The sequence below is a fragment of the Actinomycetota bacterium genome, from assembly GCA_016700055.1.
Lineage (GTDB): Bacteria > Actinomycetota > Acidimicrobiia > Acidimicrobiales > Ilumatobacteraceae > Kalu-18.
Genome location: CP064997.1, coordinates 1,955,963 through 1,972,276, shown reverse-complemented (window position 1 = coordinate 1,972,276; position 16,314 = coordinate 1,955,963). Strand labels below are relative to the sequence as shown.

Sequence of the window (16,314 nt, the reverse complement as noted above, 5' to 3'; positions counted from 1 at the left end):
TGGTGCGTCGCGGATTCAGGGACGCGGTCTACGCGTCGGTGAGGCCCCAGAAGGCGCCGTGGAGCCCGACTTCACGGAAGTAGGAACGCGCGTCGGCGGGTTCGCGACGCGTGTAGCCGCGATCGAGGCGTCCGGCGTACCACCCAGCGGCGAACCGCCAGAGCGTGGCGAGGTCCATGCGGTAGCCCTCGTGGTTGCCGGTGCGTTCGAGCCAGGTGTCGATGCAGGAGTCGTCGCAGAACAGCAGTTGGTTGCTGCAGGTGTGGATGACGTCGTCCCACATGTGCTGAGTCGGCACCAGGAAGTGGGCTCGCTCAGCTCCATCGGGTGGGCTGGTGGTATCGATCCGCCAGACCATCGGGCGCTCGCATGCGGGACACGATCCGGCGATGATCGTCGGTCCGCAGTCGGGAACGAGGTGAGGAATGGCGAATGCATCCCAGCAGCAGCCTCCCCACCACAGGGTCGTCGCGCTCATCACGCTGTACCCGAACGATCTGGTGGCGAACGGGTGGGCGAGCACGATTCCGCCGTCGGCGCCGAGCGCCCACGCCCGCTGCCGGGCAAGCTCGAGCGTGGCCAGCGCAGCGCGCACCGGGCTGCCGGCGATCTCGGCGAGCCGGTCGGCGCTCGGGAGCCGCCCGGTGGCCGCGAGCGACCGGTATACGGCCAAGCGGACGTCCTCGAGTACGTCGGCGGTCAGATCATCCGGTTCCATTTGGTCTGCTCCACGGCTGCGGCGACCCCGATGACGCCCATCGTGATAGGCCGCACGTCATGACGCTGCAAACCGTAGACGCCCCCTGACCACCGAACGAGGCGCACATGGCCAGCACGACACCGCTCCCCGAGCTCAAGGCGAAGTTCCCGTCCGCCAACGAAACGATCCACTTCGACCACGCGTCGGTCGGGCCGATCTCGACAGACGTGCGCGACACGATCCGCCACGTGGTGGACAAGTACTGCGCGGAGGGCTTCGACAACTCGTGGCGAGACGACGCCGAGCACGTACGCGCCCGGATCGCGCTGATGGTCGGATCCACCGCGGGCAACATCGCGTTCACGCAGAACACCTCTACCGGCCTGTCGATCGCGGCGAACGGGATCGACTGGCGGCCCGGCGACAACGTCGTGCTCCCCGAGCGCGAGTTCCCCTCCAACTACTACCCGTGGCTCAACCTCGCGCCGCGAGGCGTCGAGCTCCGCACCGTGCCCGCACCGGAAGGGCACACCACACCCGAATCGATCGAGTCCGCGATCGAACATCGCACCCGCGCCGTGACCGTCAGCGCCGTCCAGTACTCCAACGGGCACCGCTACGACCTCGACACGATCGGCGCCCTCTGCCGCGAGCGTGACGTCCTGTTCGTCGTCGACGGCACCCAATCGGTCGGCGCGCTCGCGATCGAGGTCGAACGGTCGAACATCGACGTGCTCGCCGTCAGCAGCCACAAGTGGATGCTCGGTCCCGCCGGCATCGGCTTCGTCCACCTCTCCGATCGCGCGCTCGAACGCATCCGGCCCGACATCGTCGGCTGGCTGTCAGTCGAGCAACCGTTCGCGTTCGACTACCGCCTCGACCTCCCACGAACCGCCGACCGCTACGAGCCCGGAACCGAGAACATCGCCGGCATCCTCGGCCTCGGCGCAGCGGTCGACCTGTTCCTCTCCCACGGCATCCAACAAGTCGAGCACCGCGTCCTCGCGATCACCGACGAGCTGTGCGAACGCCTCGAACACGACGGCCACACCATTGTCAGCCCGCGCGCCGGACACCAGAGGTCGGGCATCGTGATCTTAAGCACCCCCGGCATCGCCCCCGAGGCACTCCACGCGCACCTCACCGCCGACGGCATCCGCTGCGCCCCACGCGGCGGCGGCATCCGCTTCTCACCCCACGTCTACAACGACCGAGACGACATCGACGCTGCACTCGCCGCTCTTCGTCGCGCACCGAGACCCTGAACGCGAGGCTTCAGTCGGTGGTGACGAGCGATTCGGCGAATCGCGGGTCGCTCGGTTGCACCTTGGGAAGCCGGCGCGCGGCGATGACGGCCACGATCGAGAACAGCCCGAGTACCGCCAACGCGGTGCGCAGTCCGTCGATGCGTGCGGTGGCGTTGGCGTCGACGATGGCGTCGGCGACTGCGGGTTCGACGTCGGCGTCGGCGAGCGCCGCTTCGAGATCTCTGTCGGAGATGAACGGGATCCCGCTGGTCAGCTGCACCTCGGCTTGCGAGACGATCTGGTCTGGCACGTCCGGGTGGTCGGCCAGGCCCGTGAAGAACGACGCCGTGAGCGCCGAGATCAGCAGCGCACCTGCGAGGGCGGTGCCGATCGAGGCGCCGAGGTTGGTGACGGTGTTCTGGAGCCCGCCGACCTCGCCGCTGCGCTCGTCGGGCACCGACGAGACGGTGACCGCGCCGAGCTGCGAGGCCAGTGCACCCACCCCCAGCCCGGCGAGCAGCATCGGCCAGGTCACGATCTCGGGTCCGGCGCCGAGTTCGAGCACGCCGACCATCACGGCGATGCCGGCGAACAGGGCGAGGAAGCCGACTCGCACGACGAAGCGCGGCGAGGCGTTGGGGAAGAGACGCGGGATGCCGACGGCGGCGAGCAGCAGCGTCACAGACAGCGGCATCAGTCGCACACCGGTGGCGATGGCCGACAAGCCGAGGGCAACCGACAAGTAGAGCGGCACGACGAAGAACAAGCCGGCCTGCAACAGGTACTGGAACATGAACGCCATCAGTCCGCCGCGAAGAACCGGGTTGCTCAGCCGCGGGAGGTTGATCAGCGGTTCCTTGCCCTGCGCGATCAGACGATCCTCCCATCTCAGGAACAGCAGGAGCACCAGCGCACCGATCGTGATGAGCCAGATAACCGGTGACAGGCCGAGCCACTCCGGTGCACTGGGCTTCGGCGTGACGAACCCCCACGAACCGGAGCGCAACACGCCATACACGACCAGACCGAGCCCCAATGCCGACAGCGCAGTCCCGACGAGATCGAGCTTGACGTCGCGGTCCGCCGGCGTGTCGGCCATCCGTCGCGTCAACACGAGGATGACGATCACCAACAGGACCTCGCCGGCGAACACCCAGCGCCACGACGCATACGTGGTGAACAACCCGCCGATCAGCGGACCCGCTGCCACGGCGATCGCCCCCGCCGACGCCACCATGCCATAAGCCCGCGGCCTGGCCTCGCGATCGAAGTTGCCCGCCACCAGCGCGACGATGGCGGGAAGAATCAGGCACGCCCCCAACCCCTCGAGCAGCGACCAGCCGAACAACAGCACCGGCAGATTCGGCGCGAGGGCGGTCGTCAACGACCCGCTCCCATAGATCACCGAGCCGATCGCGAAGGCACGCTTGCGGCCGATGATCTGTCCGATCTTGCCGCCGGTGATCATGAACGCAGCCATCACCAACGTGTACATCGTGATCGCCGTCTGGATGCCGGTCACGGTCGTCCCCACATCCGCGGCGACGGTCGCGATCGCCACGTTCATCACCGACGTGTCCAACGTCATCAAGAACTGCGCCGCCGCCAACGTGACCAGAACGACCGAGGCCCCACCAGACACCGCGGCCTCGCCCCTACCACCAGTCCCCCCGGTCACCGGGCGCAGCGTAAACGCACACCCGCCCCATCGACGGGACGCTCGATGGACTACCGGCGGAGCCTCGGGAAGAGTGCCTCGGCCGCGTCGCGGTCGATCGATGCGCGCTCGTCGTCGTCGAGCTGGTACGTCTCGTAGAGGCCAGTGAACGCGGCGACGGCGGAGTCGGGGGCATACGGCCAGTCGGTGCCGAACAGCACGTGCCCGGGTCGGGCGAAGGCGAGCAGGCTGGGGAGTGCAAACGGGCTGCCGGACAGGGCGATGTCGAAGTAGAAGCGGCTGAGCATGTCGAGGCCGTCGACGGGGTTTCCCGTGGGCGACGCTGCTTGGGAGAGGCGCATCGCGGCGTAGGGAACGAAGCCGCCCGCGTGGGACAGGATCATGCGCACGTCGGGGCAACGTTCCACGGTGCCGGACCGGCAGAGGTTGATGGCGGCGCGCGTGGTGTCGAGCAAGAAGTCGGCCACGAACGGTGGGATGCCGTCCATCGGCGCCAGGCCGGGCAGGGTGGAGGGGTGGATGAACGCAACGGCCTTGCGCCGTTGCAGTTCGTCGAAGACGGGATCGAAGGTGGAGTCCCCGAGGTAGAAACCCCGATTGTTGGCGAGCAGCACAACGCCGTCGGCGTGGAGTTCGTCGAGGGCGCGAGCGAGTTCGGTGAGTGACGCGTCGACGTCGGGGAGGGGCAGCGTGGCGAAGAACCCGAATCGGCCCGGATGCTTGTCGACCATCGCGGCGGCGTAGTCGTTGACCAGTCGGGCCATCGCCGCCGCGTCGCTGCCGTCGCCGAGGTGCGTTCCGGGTGTGGAGACCGACAGCACGGCGGTGTCGATGCGGTGTCGATCCATCAGTTCGAGCGCTGCGCGCGGCGACCAGTCCGGGATCGGCAGACCACCGGCGAGTTGGCCTTTGGCGTGGAGCCACTTCGCGTAGTCGGGTGGCACGACGTGGTGATGGGTATCGATGCGACCGGTCAATCTTCCTCCAGGTGCACATCGGGCATCATGCTCTGCGCGCGATCGTCAGTGGAACGTGTTCGGCGGCGTACCGGTTCGGAGCTCGACGTTGGCCCACGAGGTGTAGGCGGTGTCCATCGCGTCGCAGAGGTGGCTGCCCCCCGTGCGCAGGTCGCGCCAGTAGCGCTCGAGCGGGCGGGTGGTCCAAACTGCGGCGCGCGACACCGCACGACGCCAGACAGTTGGCGATGCTGACGCTCCGCCCGGAGATCCTCGCCATTGGGGGTGCTCAGCTGGGCACCGCAACGGCCGGGATGGGTTGGTTCGTGTGGTGTTTGATGCGGGTGACGCCGGCGGCGGCGATGATGCATGCGATCCCGGCGGCGATGAAGGCGGGGCGGTAGGAGCCGGTGATGTCGCGGATCTCGCCGGCACCCCATGCCGCGACGGCGGCTCCGGCTTGTGGCCGGCGAACACCCAGCCGTACACGAGGGGACCGCGGCTGATGCCGAACTGGTTGATACAGAGGGCGACGGTCGGTGGCACGGTTGCGACCCAGTCGAGGCCGTAGAACGCCATGAAGCCGAACAGGCCGGCGCCTTGGGCCGCGAGCGCGGGGTCGATGACGAGCAGGCTGAGGCCGCGGAACGTGTAGTAGATGACGAGGAGGCGCTGCGGGTCGTAGCGGTCGGTCAGCAAGCCGGAGCCGATCGTGCCGATGACGTCGAACACGCCGATGAAGGCGAGGTAGGTGGCCGCCATGCCCGCCGCGATGTGGTGGTCGTGGGCAGCGGAGATGAAGTGGGTCTGGATCAGCCCGTTGGTCGACAGGCCGCAGACGAAGAAGCTGCCGAACAGCAGCCAGAACGTGCCGCTGCGCCATGCGTCGCCCAGGGCGCTGAACGGCGTGCACGGGTCGGACCTCGCGGTCGCTGCTCGGCGCCGGTGGTTGCTCGGTGGCGCCGTAGGGCAACAGGCCGACGTCGGCGGGTTATCGCCAGGAACAGCGCCACCATCGGCACGACCGCAAGCGCCGAGATGGCGATGGCCAGCCCGACCCACCGCCAGCCCATCCCGTCGGCGAGGCGGCTGAGGAACGGAGGAACACGAGCTGACCGCTGGCGGTCGCGGCGGTGAGCGCGCCGAGCACCAGCCCGCGGCGGGCGACGAACCAGCGACTGGCGACGGTCGACGCGAACACCGTGGCCATGCAGCCCGAGCCGAGACCGACGACCACACCCCACAACAGGAACAGGTGCCAGCTCTCGGTCATCTGGGTGGTGCCGAGCGCGCCGTCGCCCGGCTCCAGCCGAACTCGTCGCGTAACGGATCGATCAGGATCGCCGGTGTCGACCGGAACCCAGCCGCGCCGAGCAGCGTCACGAACGCTGTGGCGAAGACCACCCACGCGTAGTGGACCCGGCGCGCCCGAACCGGCGGCGTCACCGTCATGTCGGTCGGAGTTGAACGAGAAGAGGCTGGCTGCACGTGCCCACCGGTCCCAGCTCATCGCTGAGGTCGGCGTGCACGGTGCCGATGCCGTCGCCGGCGAGCAGGGTGTGGGCGTCGAGGTGGAGCCAGTCGCCGTGTTGATGGCGAGCGACGGTGATCGCGATTCCGGTGGGCACGAACAACCAGTCGCGCGGGTCGAGCTCACACGACACGCCGTTGGCGGAGTCGGCGACGATGGCGAGTCGTTGCAGGCCGCTGGTCGGTTCGCCCTCGATCAGCGGGAGCCGGGTCCGCGCCCACACCGACGCCGGGCCGGTCTCGGTGTAGCTGCCGTCGATGAAGCGCCACTCGATCGCTCGCCCGTAGGGCCACGTCGATGAGACGCCGGGAAGGAACGTGGTGCTGGCGGCGATGCCATGGGGTGAGCGCGGTCGCAGTTGCGTGGCCGGTCGTGGTTCGCGCTCGTCGACGCGGATGCACCAGCAGCGTGCGATCGCACGGGCGTGTCGGTGGCGTGCATCGTCGCCTCCATCAGTTGGACGCGACGACCGGACCGCACGACCGACACGGTGACGTCGACGACGCCTCGCGGTATCGCTTCCAAGAACTCGGCGGTCACCGACGTCGCTCGCAGTCCGCTTCCGCTCAGTTCGCGTTCGACCGCGGCGATCAACAGCGCGGTCGCTGGCCCGCCGTGCTGAGCGGTGGCGTCCCAGGGCGACTCGGTCGCGGAGGTGGCCTCGTACGTGTCGTCGTCGATGCGACGGTAGAACGCCGCCGGCAGACCGGCGACCTCGCCCTCCTCCTGGCCGGCCGGTTCCGGACCTGTCGCGGCTTCGGTGTCGTCATCGTTCCCGCTGCCTCGTCATCGAACGCGACCTCGGCGAGATCGCGGGCCTGGCGAGCGGGCCGCCGAACGCTGCACCGCACACGCCGTCACAGCGCCGTCGATCAACATCACCAGCCGGCCCACCGTCCCAGCACAGGTCGACCAAACCGGCAGCTTGAAGGTGGTAGTCGGCCCGCTCTGCAAGCTGACGTCTGTAGTCCAACACGACCGTCCGACCCGGATGGCCCACCGGCAGCTCCAGCGCCGCCCGAACGAACGGACACCCCGAAAGCCGGGCTTGCGAGCCGCGCCGGCGATCCGGTCGAACACCGCCAGTACCTGCGCCTCGCCGGGGGCGTCATCGGCAACAACCAGTCGAGATGCTCGACGACCCGCTCGCCGCAGTACCTCCACCACGAGATCGTCCTTGCCGTCGAAGTGCCGGTACAACGACATCTTCCCCACGCCCGCCTCCGCCGCGATCCGATCCACGCCAGTCACGGCAATGCCGTCTCGATAGAACAGCATCGTCGCCGCCTTCATCAGACGGTGCCGAGCGCCCCGGTCTCCAGTCACGAGCCCTAACGATACCGACCTGTCTCGTCCCTCGCTTCACTTAGGCGTGGCGCTCCGGGAACACCGGTGCCCGCTTCGCGGTGCGAAGCGAGCCCTCGGCCGCGCCGGCGCCGCCGAACCCGAGGAACTCGAGGCCGAGCGAGGCGTCGAAGATCGGTCCGGCGGTTCGGAACCAGTGGTTCAACGAGTGCTTGGTCCAGCGCAACGCCGGCTGCGCCATGGAGGCCAGTTCGGTCGCCACTTCCAGCGCGCGGGTGTGGACCTGGTCGTCGTCGACGCACAGGGACACCAGTCCGATTCGCTCGGCCTCCTCACCCGTCAGGGTGGCAGGTGAGCAGGTAGTACTTGGCCTTGGCCATGACGCACAGCAGCGGCCAGCAGATGGCGGCGTGGTCGCCGGCGGCCACGCCCAGCCGGGTGTGGCCGTCGATGATCCGAGCGGTGCGGCCCACGATCGACACGTCGGCGAGCACGCCGGCGATAAGCTTCCGCCCCGACGGCGGGGCCGTGGATCGCTTGACGATCGGCTTGGAGCACTCGAGCACGTTCATCACGAGGTCGCGGGCTTCGCGCATGACCTTCATGCGGAAGTCGTAGTCGGCGATCATCCCCTCGAGCAGTTCGAAGCTGCCGCCCGCCGAGAAGCCCTTGCCGGCGCCGCGCAGCATGGCGACGTTCGTGTCGGGGTCGCGGTCGACGTCGCGCCAGACGTCGGCGAGCTCACGATGCCCGTCGGGCGACACGGCGTTGAGACCGGGCGCGTCGAGCGTGATCTGCAGCACCCGTTCCGCAGGGCGGTCGAACGTGAGGGTCGGATAGCGGGCGGCGTAGTCGATGGTCACGTAGAGCTCCTGTTGCCGGGTCGGTGTGGAACGGGGCGAGCGGGTGCGACTTCGCACCACTTGGCGATGTTGTCGGCTCCTGTCAGGTCACGGTGAGGCCACCGCTGACCGACAGCGCCCGGCCGGTGATGAAACCTGCGCCGTCCGGGACACGAGGAAGGCGATCGCCGGTGCCACGTCGTCAGGTGTGGCGAGGCGGCGCATCGGGATCGCCCGGCCAGGGCATCGACGAGCTTCTCGTCGGTGCCGAGCCTCGTCGGCCATCCCGCGGATCAGCGGCGTGTCGGTGGGGCCGGGGACACACCACGTTGACGGTGATGCCGTGCTTGGCGACCTCGCGAGCCACGCTCTTGGAGAACGAGATCACCGCCCCTTGGCGCCGGCGTAGATCGACCCCGAGCGACGAGCCGACGCGGGCCGCGCCGGACGCGACCGACACGATCCGGCCTGCGCCTGCGCTCCGATCATGCCGGGCAGGATCGCATGCACCGTGTTCAGCGTGCCGCGGTAGTTGACGTCGATGACCCGGTCCCAGAAGTCCGGGGTGGTGTCGACGAAGGCGACGAGCGGTCCCACCCGGCGACGTTCACGAGCGCATCGATCGGGCCGACCTCGCGCTCGATCCGCTGACACGTCGCCCGCACGGCGTCGGTGTCGGCGACGTCGAGAGCGGTGCCGACGTGCCCGGCGCCGGGCGACTCGCCGGGCCAACGCCTCGGCCGCCGCCCCGTCGAGGTCGGCAACTACGACGGTGTGCCCGTCGGCGGCGAGCTGGCGGCACACGGCGGCCCCGATCCCGCCCGCGCCGCCGGTCACGAACGCGAGGGAGGCTTGTGTCTCGCCGAGGGCGAACCATGCCTGCATCTTCGTCCGGAGCCCACGGCGACGAACACGTTGCGCGCGCCGGCGTAGTCGAAGTCGGCGACGACGACGGCGTCGAACCAGTGGCGGTAGAACTCGAGCGACGCGTCGATGTCGCTGGCCATGAGATGCGTGTGATGCACGGATGCCCGCCACTTCGACACGTAGCCCCCTTTCCGATGGGTCAACCGGCCGGTTCAGCTCCGCGGAGATTCCGACCGGATCCGATGGCGCAGGATATGGCCCGTCATCCGCATCCTCGGGCTACGGAGGCGCGATGACGACGCGAATGGTGGCGAGTGTCGGGTCCGCGGCGTAGGCGATCCTGATGCCGGCGGCGCGGGCGTGGTCGAGTGCCGCGAGCACTTCGGCGGTGAACCGTTCGCCAGGTGCGATGACGGGGATGCCGGGCGGGTATGGGGCGATGAGCTCGGCGCTGGTACGGCCAATTGCGGCCGCGATCGGGAGGGTTCCGGCGGGGGCAAAGAACGCGGCGCGTGGGGACACGTCGATGACGGGATCGACCCGGTACGCGGCTGGGCTGACAAACGGGCGTGGGTCGCTGCGGTGACGGTCGATCGACTCGGCGAGCGCTGCAGTGAGCGCGGAGACGGTGCGGTCGGTGTCGGCGAGCGTGACGACAGCGACCAGCACGTCGCGGTCCGCCGACTCGATCGGTAGACCCGCGGCGAGGAGATCACGTTCGATCGCGTTGCCGTCGGCGCCGGTCCCGGCGAGCAGGACGGTGAGCTTGAGGGGGTCGACGTTCGGACCGTCGAGCACCGTGACCCCCTTGATCGTGCGCAGAACGTCGCGGGCGGATCGAGTGGCGGCGATGGCTTGGCCGAGCAGTTCTTCGCCGCAGCTTTCCAGCAAGGCTCGGGCGGCATCGATGCTGGCGAGGATGGAACCGGCGGGGCTCGTCGTCGCCGTGGCCTCGAACCCTGCGTCCAGTCGAGCCGGATCGATGCGCTGGGTGCGGGCGAGCAGCAGCGCCGCCTGGCTGTACGCAGGCAGGGTCTTGTGCGCGCTCGCCACCATCACGTCGGCCCCGAGCGCCAACGCGTGTGGCGGCAGCTCGGGGTGGAACCCGAAGTGCGGGGCCCAAGCAGCGTCCACCACGAGGGGAACGTCGTGCTCGTGCGCGACCTCGGCCAGGCCGGCGATGTCGCCGACCGTGCCTACGTAAGAGGGGTCGCCGACGAACACAGCCCTGGCGCGCGGATGCCCGCGCAGTGCAGCGCGGACGGCATCGGGGGCGACGCCCAGCGGAAGGCCCGTCACCCGATGAACCTCTGGTCGCACCCAGACGGGGGTCAATCCGGCGAGCACCAGGCCGAGCAGCAGCGACCGATGCAGCGTTCGACTGACCACCACCTCGTCGCCGTCGCCGCCCACTGCCAGGGCGATCGCCTGGTTGGCGTGCGTCGAGCCACCGGTGGAGAACCGGCAGACATCGGCGCCCCACAGCGCCGCGGGCCCGCCGTTCTGCGTCGGCGAGCACGCCCTGGCTCAGCTTCATGGTGTCGAGTCCGGCGTACAGCGGGACGTCGCCGGCGATCACGTCACCAACCAGATCGTGCCGCTGCTTGTGCCCTGGGATCGTGAACGGCGTCGGCGTTGCGTCGTGGAAGCGAAGCCACGCGTCGAGCAACGGTGCCGAGTGGCGCAGACCCCTCGGGTCAGTCGGCATCGAAGACCCAATCGGTGAGTACCTCGACCAGAGCTGAGGTGAACGCCCGCACCTGGCGCAGGTCGACCCACTCGTCGACGGAGTGCATGCCGCCACCTTGGGGTCCACAGACGAGGGTGGGGCACACCGATTCCCACAGCGGTGCTTCCATCCAGTAGGGCGCGTCGAACGTCGGCCCGGTGCCGAGCACTGCGCCGAGCCGTGCGGCGAGGTCGGCGGCAGGGCCGGTGGTCTGGAGACGCCAGCCGTCACGGGCAGCCAGCACCTGGACTGCGCCTGCCATCGCGGGTCGCAGCAGCGCACCTCGTGCAACGCCGCCGCGCCCGGCAGATCTGGTGGCGTGCGCATCTCGACAATGCAGTGGGCCGAGTCGGGGATGACGAAGGGCGAGCTGCCGCCGCCTACGACGGTGACCGTGAGATCACCGCCCGTCGACCGGACGTGCGGAGCGCGCACGTCGACGGCGGCGAGCAGCCGTCCGAGGTACCTGATTGCGTTGACACCGAGCTCCGCTTGCGAGCTGTGTGCGGCACGCCCGGTGAACGTCACCTCGACGAGCCCGAACCCTCGCAGCGACCTGCTGAGTGCGAGATCGGTCGGTTCGGCGATCAGGCAGACGTCGGGAACGAGGTCGAGCTCGGCCAGCGCGGCGATCACGGCTTCGCTGCCGAGGCTGGCGTCCTCCTCGTCGGCGACGAGGGCGAGGACCGGACAGACCGGCGAGTCGACGGCGACGAGGTGTTCGGCGGCGACGACCAGCGCGGCTATGCCACCTTTCATGTCCGCGGCGCCGCGTCCGTAGAGCCGGTCGCCGTCGATTCGGGGCACGAAGGGGTCGGCCATCCCGGCGACGCCGACCGTGTCGAGATGGCCATTCAGTACGACGGTCCGGCCGACGCGGCGTCCCCGGGGGACGGCGACGATGCTCGTCCGGTCACCGGCCGGACCTCCGTTCACGACCGTCACGTCGAAGCCACTGAGCTCGAGTCGTGCACGCAACGCATCGGCTATCCCGGACTCGCCGGCCGCCCCGGGGACGAGCCCAGGGTTGACGCTGTCGATGCCGACGAGTTCGCCCAGCAACGCGACTGCCGGACTGCAACGACTCCATGTGGACAACGCTAGGCATCACCGCTTCCCCGGCAGCTGCTCAGTTCGATGCGAGGAAGTCGGCGAGCGCGGCGGGTGACGCGGGCGACGTCGTCGGTTGTGCTGTACGGCGAGCCGGAGCCGCAAGGCGTGGTCGCCGTCGAGGTCGAGACGGCGGAACGGCTCGCAGGCGCGAAGCCTGCCGGCCGGGGCAGGATGTCGCGCGCGCGAGGTGTTCGTAGGCGTCCCAGCAGCGACGCCCGGGGAATGTCACGAGCAGCGTGGGTGTCCGGTCGGCGGCGCGGGAGTGCACGATCGCCTGGTCGCCGATGCGTTCGAGGGCGTCCTCGAGTTGGCGGCGGAGTCCCATCCGTGGTCGTCGATGGCGTCGAACGCCCCCGGAGGCGTTCACGACGGCTGGTGTCGTCGCCCGGTGCGAGACCGGCGAGGAAGTCGACCGCTGCGGTGGCGCCGGCCATGATCTCGTAAGGCAGGGTGCCGAGCTCGAACTGCTCGGGACCACGTTCGTGGACGGCAGCAGCTTGTCGGGATGGATCCCCTCCAGCAGGTCCGTCTTCGCGGCGAGGACACCGCAGTGCGGTCCGAGGAACTTGTAAGGGGAGCACACGAAGAGGTCGGCCCCGAGGGCGTCGAGGTCGACAAGGTGATGCGCTGCGTAGTGGACGCCGTCGACGTGCACGAGCGCGCCGACCGAGTGGGCGAGGTCGGCGACGGCGTGCACGGGAGGTTTCGTGCCGAGCAGGTTGGATGCGGCGGTTACCGCGACGAGGCGGGTGCGTGCAGTGATCGCCTCTTCGGCACGTGCCAGGTCGAGTTCGGCTGACTTGGGGTCGATGTCGATCCAGCGCACTGTCGCCCCGGCGGCGTCGGCGGCTTGCACCCACGGGCGGACGTTGGCGTCGTGGTCGAGGCGGCTGACGACGATCTCGTCGCCCGGCTTCCACGTCTTCGCCAGCGCGCGGGAAAAGTCGTAGTTGAGCTGTGTCGCTGCGGCCGTAGACCACCCCGTTGGCCGGCACACCGAGGAAGTCCGCGAACGCAGACCGGAACGCTTCACAGCAGACTCCGGCGTTGAGTTCCGACGCGATCCCCGCCCGCGCATTCGACAGCGGTGCAGCGAGCGCCGCGCCGATCGCATCGATCACCGGCGAGGGCGTCTGGGACTTCTGGGGCCGTCGAAGTGCGCGATCCCAGAACGCAGCGACGGGAACTGCTCACGAAGAGCGGAGACGTTGTAACTCATGGGTCCTTCGATCAAGTCGGCGCGATGCCGCCCTGGACGGATGAACGGTGACCAGACGGCCGGTGCACGTGATGTGTACTACCGCCAGCCCGCGCGTGCCCACCAGCATCGAACTGGGCAAGCGGGCAGTGTCAGGAACACTTCGTGAGTTGCCGACACCTAATACGTGAGGACTCGATGGAACGGTCGAAGGAGGTGCGTGTGCGCTCACATCAGCGGAGACGATGGGCAGCCCTCGCGCCGACACTCACCCTGCTCGGATGTAGCACCAGCGAGGACTCGGTCCAGCCAGGTGTCGATGCCGCAAGCATCAGGACAATGTCAGTCTCCTACGAGGACGACAAGCTGTTCTTCGACGTCCGTCAGCGCCTGATCGAAGCGTGCATGGCCCAGCGCGGTTTCGACGTGCCGAGCGTCGCATTCGGACCTCCATCGTTGTACGCGACCGGCGAGAAGCGGTGGGGTCTGCCGGAGAGTGATCTCGATTCCGCCAGGGTGCACGGGTATCACTCTCCCGCGAGACCCGGCCCTCATTGCGTCTGAGGAGCGTGCAGCCGCCGAAACCGAGTTTCTTGCAGGGCTCTCCGCCGACGAAAGGGAGCGATACTGGCAAGCTCTCACTGACGAACCCGTCGACGGCGCGCCACGCCCGTCCCGCCGGATCGAGATCGAAGGCAGCGACCTGGTCATCGAGGTGACCGACAGCTTCGGGTCGAACGGATGCGCTGTTCGGGCCGACGACGAGCTGTTCGGTAGCAGGGATCAGTACTTGGCGACCTTGAACGCCGTTCAGAAACTGAGATCCGAGATCGACCAACGTGCCACCGCCTCCGAAGCCTTCCAGGCGGTGATCAAGAACTGGTCCGAGTGTTTCGAAGACCTCGGATACGAAGCCGCTGATCCATTGGACGCAAACGATCGATACGTCGCCCCCGGTGACACCCCCAGTGCCGAGGAGCTCGAGGCGGCGGTGGCCGACATCGAATGCAAGCGCAAGCTCGGCTTCGAGAAGGCGTGGTCCGCAGCCGTCGAGGAGGCGATCGGCAACTACGACGACGAGCTGGCATCAGCCGTTCCGGTTTGGCTGGAGATGAAGGCAAGAGCGCTCGCGGAGGCGACCCGAATCACCGCAGAGGGTTGGCAGAGAGGGCGAATGGGATCAGGTCTTGATTACAGGTGCGGCACTCCAGACGTGTCACTCGGGAGATGAGGAGGTGGAGATGCGCAGGGCGAAGAAGTTCCCTCACCCTGATTTCGAGATGTGGCAGGCGCCTCGCGCGTGCACGCCGTCCGCCGGGTTCTTGTCGGTGCCGGATCTGATCGATGCGATTGTTGCCGCGGATGAGGCAAGACGATTGTCGATGCCGCACGTGGTGCATCTCGTCGACCGGGCGAGCGGGTTGCCGAGCGTGTTCGGCCCGTTCGGAGATCCGCTCGCTGCGTCGGTGTTCGCCGATCGCTTCGTGGCAGACCTGGCCGATGAGGTGCCATCGGGATTCGTCGTCACCGTGGCTCCGCTCGAGCCGCCGGAGTGAGGACTGATGGCAGAGATGCCGGGCGCGAGAGGAACACTTCCGTCCGGCGCGACACTTCATATGAGAAGACCCTTGTCGACGGGTGCCGGATCGAGTGCCGTGGCTGAGGACAACGAAGATCGCGAGCAAACCCTGCGGGCGTTGATCGGCGCGCACGGGCTGACCGTGCGTGCCGTTCTTGCGCGATCCGAGGGCAGCCGGGACGCCGTCGATGACCTCTGGGCTGACGTGTTCCTGCTGGCGTTTCGCCGGTTGGATCAGCTGTCGGAGTTGTCGGATGGGCAGCAGCGGGGGTGGTTGATCCGCAGTGCGAGCTATCTGGCTGCGAACAACGGTCGGCGGCGCACGTCGTGGCGGACGATGCTCGATCGGTTGGCACGCGAGCCGCTCGAACAGCAGTCATCGCCCGAAGAAGCCGTGCAGGAGGCCGAGCAGCGCGTCGAAGACGCCAACACGTCGCGAGCGGTCGAGTTGACGCTTCAACGTCTCCGTGCCGCTGATCGCCAAGTACTCGTGCTGGACGCGTTGGGCCGTGACGGCCCGTCGATCGGCCGTCAGCTCGGCATCAGCGCGGGTGCGGCACGGAAACGGTTGATGGTCGCACGGATCGCGTTTCGACAGCAGTTCGGTGCACCGGGCGACGAACCGGCACCCGCGGTTGCTCCGGCACCTGAGCGAGCGAGGACGGAGCCATGAGCTCGCACGACGACGTCTACGACGACGACTTCCTTGCGGTGTGGATCCGGCAGCACCCCGAGGTGTGGGACGAGGCAAGCGAACCGATCTCGTCGGAGTTCATCGATCGGATGGTCGCCGACATCGTGTCTGGTGCTCGGCTGGAACGGCTGCAGCAGCGTGAAACGCGTCGGCGTCTCAAGTTGGTGGCGTTTGGAGTGTTGAGCACGCTGCTCGTAGCGGGCGGGGCGGTCGGTGTTGCGGCGCTCGTGCGTTCTGGTCAGCCGACCCAACCGGCTGCTGGGGTGGCGTGCCGCGGTGCGGGTGTCGACGCGGACGTGGTCGTGATCGAGCCGACGGATGATCCTGTCGGAGCCTGCGGGGCGTTGTGGGCGGCGGGTCGGTTTGACGAAGCACCGCTCGCAGGCGATGGTGTGCCTCCGCTGGTGGCGTGCATCTCCGATGCCGGGGTGATCGAGGTGCGCCCCGGTGATGCCGGCACGTGCGCCGGCCTTGGCTTCGCCGATGCCGATCCCGTCCTCGATGACGAGAACCAGGCGATCGTTTCATTGCAGGATCGCGTCGTCGAGGAGGTCAATGCTCAACCGTGTGCCTCGGCGCTGGTGGTGGAATCGATCGCCCAGCGACTCGTCGCTGAGTCGGGCCTCGCAGGCTGGACAGTCGAGATCCGATCAGACTCGATCAGCGCGCAGTGCGCGAAGGCAGTAGTCGATTCGACCACATCGGTCGTTCTGATCGTGAAGTTCCCCCGATCGTGAGCTGTGTCTACGTCACCTGACCCCGCCTCGGGCTCGCGCGCCGTCGCCGTTGGACGGACCGTCACGGCGCGGTCGACCGGTCGCGTGCTTGCGGTAGCGGTTCCCGACGGTGACGTGCCTCATCGGCGTCTCCGGCGA

14 protein-coding genes and 6 pseudogenes are annotated in these 16,314 nt (G+C 68.5%); 5 read left to right on the top strand and 15 right to left on the bottom strand.

The features are described from left to right. Positions 1-28 precede the first annotated feature (28 nt). Positions 29-718: a hypothetical protein gene (locus IPM43_09685; protein ID QQS23706.1), complete on the bottom strand. Its 690-nt coding sequence runs from the start codon at positions 716-718 to the stop codon at positions 29-31. Positions 719-825: 107 nt separating this feature from the next. Between IPM43_09685 and IPM43_09680 the strand changes: the two genes are divergently transcribed. Then, positions 826-1,965 carry an aminotransferase class V-fold PLP-dependent enzyme gene (locus IPM43_09680; GenBank protein ID QQS23705.1) on the top strand — a complete coding sequence of 380 codons (1,140 nt, stop codon included), beginning with the start codon at positions 826-828 and terminating at the stop codon, positions 1,963-1,965. Positions 1,966-1,975: 10 nt separating this feature from the next. Here IPM43_09680 and IPM43_09675 read toward each other — a convergent pair whose 3' ends face one another. From IPM43_09675 to IPM43_09610, 14 genes and pseudogenes are all read right to left on the bottom strand, one after another. After that, positions 1,976-3,535: an MFS transporter gene (locus tag IPM43_09675; protein ID QQS26414.1), complete on the bottom strand. Its 1,560-nt coding sequence runs from the start codon at positions 3,533-3,535 to the stop codon at positions 1,976-1,978. 140 nt (positions 3,536-3,675) lie between these two features. Continuing rightward, positions 3,676-4,602, bottom strand: a complete 927-nt coding sequence (locus IPM43_09670; GenBank protein ID QQS23704.1) for an amidohydrolase — start codon at positions 4,600-4,602, stop codon at positions 3,676-3,678. Positions 4,603-4,647: 45 nt separating this feature from the next. Further along, positions 4,648-4,806, bottom strand: a complete 159-nt coding sequence (locus tag IPM43_09665; GenBank protein QQS23703.1) for a hypothetical protein — start codon at positions 4,804-4,806, stop codon at positions 4,648-4,650. Positions 4,807-4,870: 64 nt separating this feature from the next. Then, positions 4,871-6,033 (bottom strand): annotated as a pseudogene (locus IPM43_09660) (MFS transporter). Continuing rightward, the gene (locus tag IPM43_09655) at positions 6,030-6,335 is read right to left on the bottom strand and encodes a thioesterase family protein (GenBank protein ID QQS23702.1); all 306 of its coding nucleotides are present in this window, start codon (positions 6,333-6,335) and stop codon (positions 6,030-6,032) included. Before IPM43_09655 ends, IPM43_09660 begins: the two are co-directional and overlap by 4 nt. Further along, positions 6,308-6,817 carry a thioesterase family protein gene (locus tag IPM43_09650; protein QQS26413.1) on the bottom strand — a complete coding sequence of 170 codons (510 nt, stop codon included), beginning with the start codon at positions 6,815-6,817 and terminating at the stop codon, positions 6,308-6,310. Before IPM43_09650 ends, IPM43_09655 begins: the two co-directional genes overlap by 28 nt. Positions 6,818-6,898: 81 nt before the next feature. Then, positions 6,899-7,405 carry a helix-turn-helix transcriptional regulator gene (locus tag IPM43_09645; GenBank protein ID QQS23701.1) on the bottom strand — a complete coding sequence of 169 codons (507 nt, stop codon included), beginning with the start codon at positions 7,403-7,405 and terminating at the stop codon, positions 6,899-6,901. A gap of 73 nt (positions 7,406-7,478) precedes the next feature. Next, positions 7,479-8,280 (bottom strand): annotated as a pseudogene (locus tag IPM43_09640) (enoyl-CoA hydratase/isomerase family protein). 82 nt (positions 8,281-8,362) lie between these two features. After that, a pseudogene (locus tag IPM43_09635) lies at positions 8,363-9,144 on the bottom strand (SDR family oxidoreductase). Next, complete coding sequence (locus IPM43_09630; GenBank protein QQS23700.1) at positions 9,093-9,266, bottom strand: hypothetical protein; 174 nt, start codon at positions 9,264-9,266, stop codon at positions 9,093-9,095. The pseudogene IPM43_09635 and the gene IPM43_09630 overlap by 52 nt, the downstream one beginning before the upstream one ends. 139 nt (positions 9,267-9,405) lie before the next feature. Further along, a pseudogene (locus IPM43_09625) lies at positions 9,406-10,834 on the bottom strand (aminotransferase class V-fold PLP-dependent enzyme). Next, the gene (locus IPM43_09620; protein QQS26508.1) at positions 10,824-11,117 is read right to left on the bottom strand and encodes a hypothetical protein; all 294 of its coding nucleotides are present in this window, start codon (positions 11,115-11,117) and stop codon (positions 10,824-10,826) included. Before IPM43_09620 ends, IPM43_09625 begins: the two are co-directional and overlap by 11 nt. Before the next feature lie 17 nt (positions 11,118-11,134). Next, a pseudogene (locus IPM43_09615) lies at positions 11,135-11,677 on the bottom strand (M20/M25/M40 family metallo-hydrolase). Positions 11,678-11,962: 285 nt separating this feature from the next. Then, a pseudogene (locus IPM43_09610) lies at positions 11,963-13,187 on the bottom strand (cysteine desulfurase-like protein). Between the two features lie 475 nt (positions 13,188-13,662). Between IPM43_09610 and IPM43_09605 the strand changes: the two are divergent. The 4 genes from IPM43_09605 (at position 13,663) to IPM43_09590 (ending at position 16,176) form a co-directional block, all read left to right on the top strand. Further along, entirely contained in the window at positions 13,663-14,397 is a 735-nt protein-coding gene (locus IPM43_09605; protein QQS23699.1) for a hypothetical protein, read from the top strand. 10 nt (positions 14,398-14,407) lie between these two features. Continuing rightward, positions 14,408-14,722: a hypothetical protein gene (locus tag IPM43_09600; GenBank protein ID QQS23698.1), complete on the top strand. Its 315-nt coding sequence runs from the start codon at positions 14,408-14,410 to the stop codon at positions 14,720-14,722. Between the two features lie 99 nt (positions 14,723-14,821). Continuing rightward, on the top strand, positions 14,822-15,418 hold the full coding sequence (locus tag IPM43_09595) for a sigma-70 family RNA polymerase sigma factor (protein ID QQS23697.1): 597 nt from the start codon (positions 14,822-14,824) through the stop codon (positions 15,416-15,418). A gap of 110 nt (positions 15,419-15,528) precedes the next feature. Then, positions 15,529-16,176 carry a hypothetical protein gene (locus IPM43_09590; GenBank protein QQS23696.1) on the top strand — a complete coding sequence of 216 codons (648 nt, stop codon included), beginning with the start codon at positions 15,529-15,531 and terminating at the stop codon, positions 16,174-16,176. Positions 16,177-16,314 lie beyond the last annotated feature (138 nt).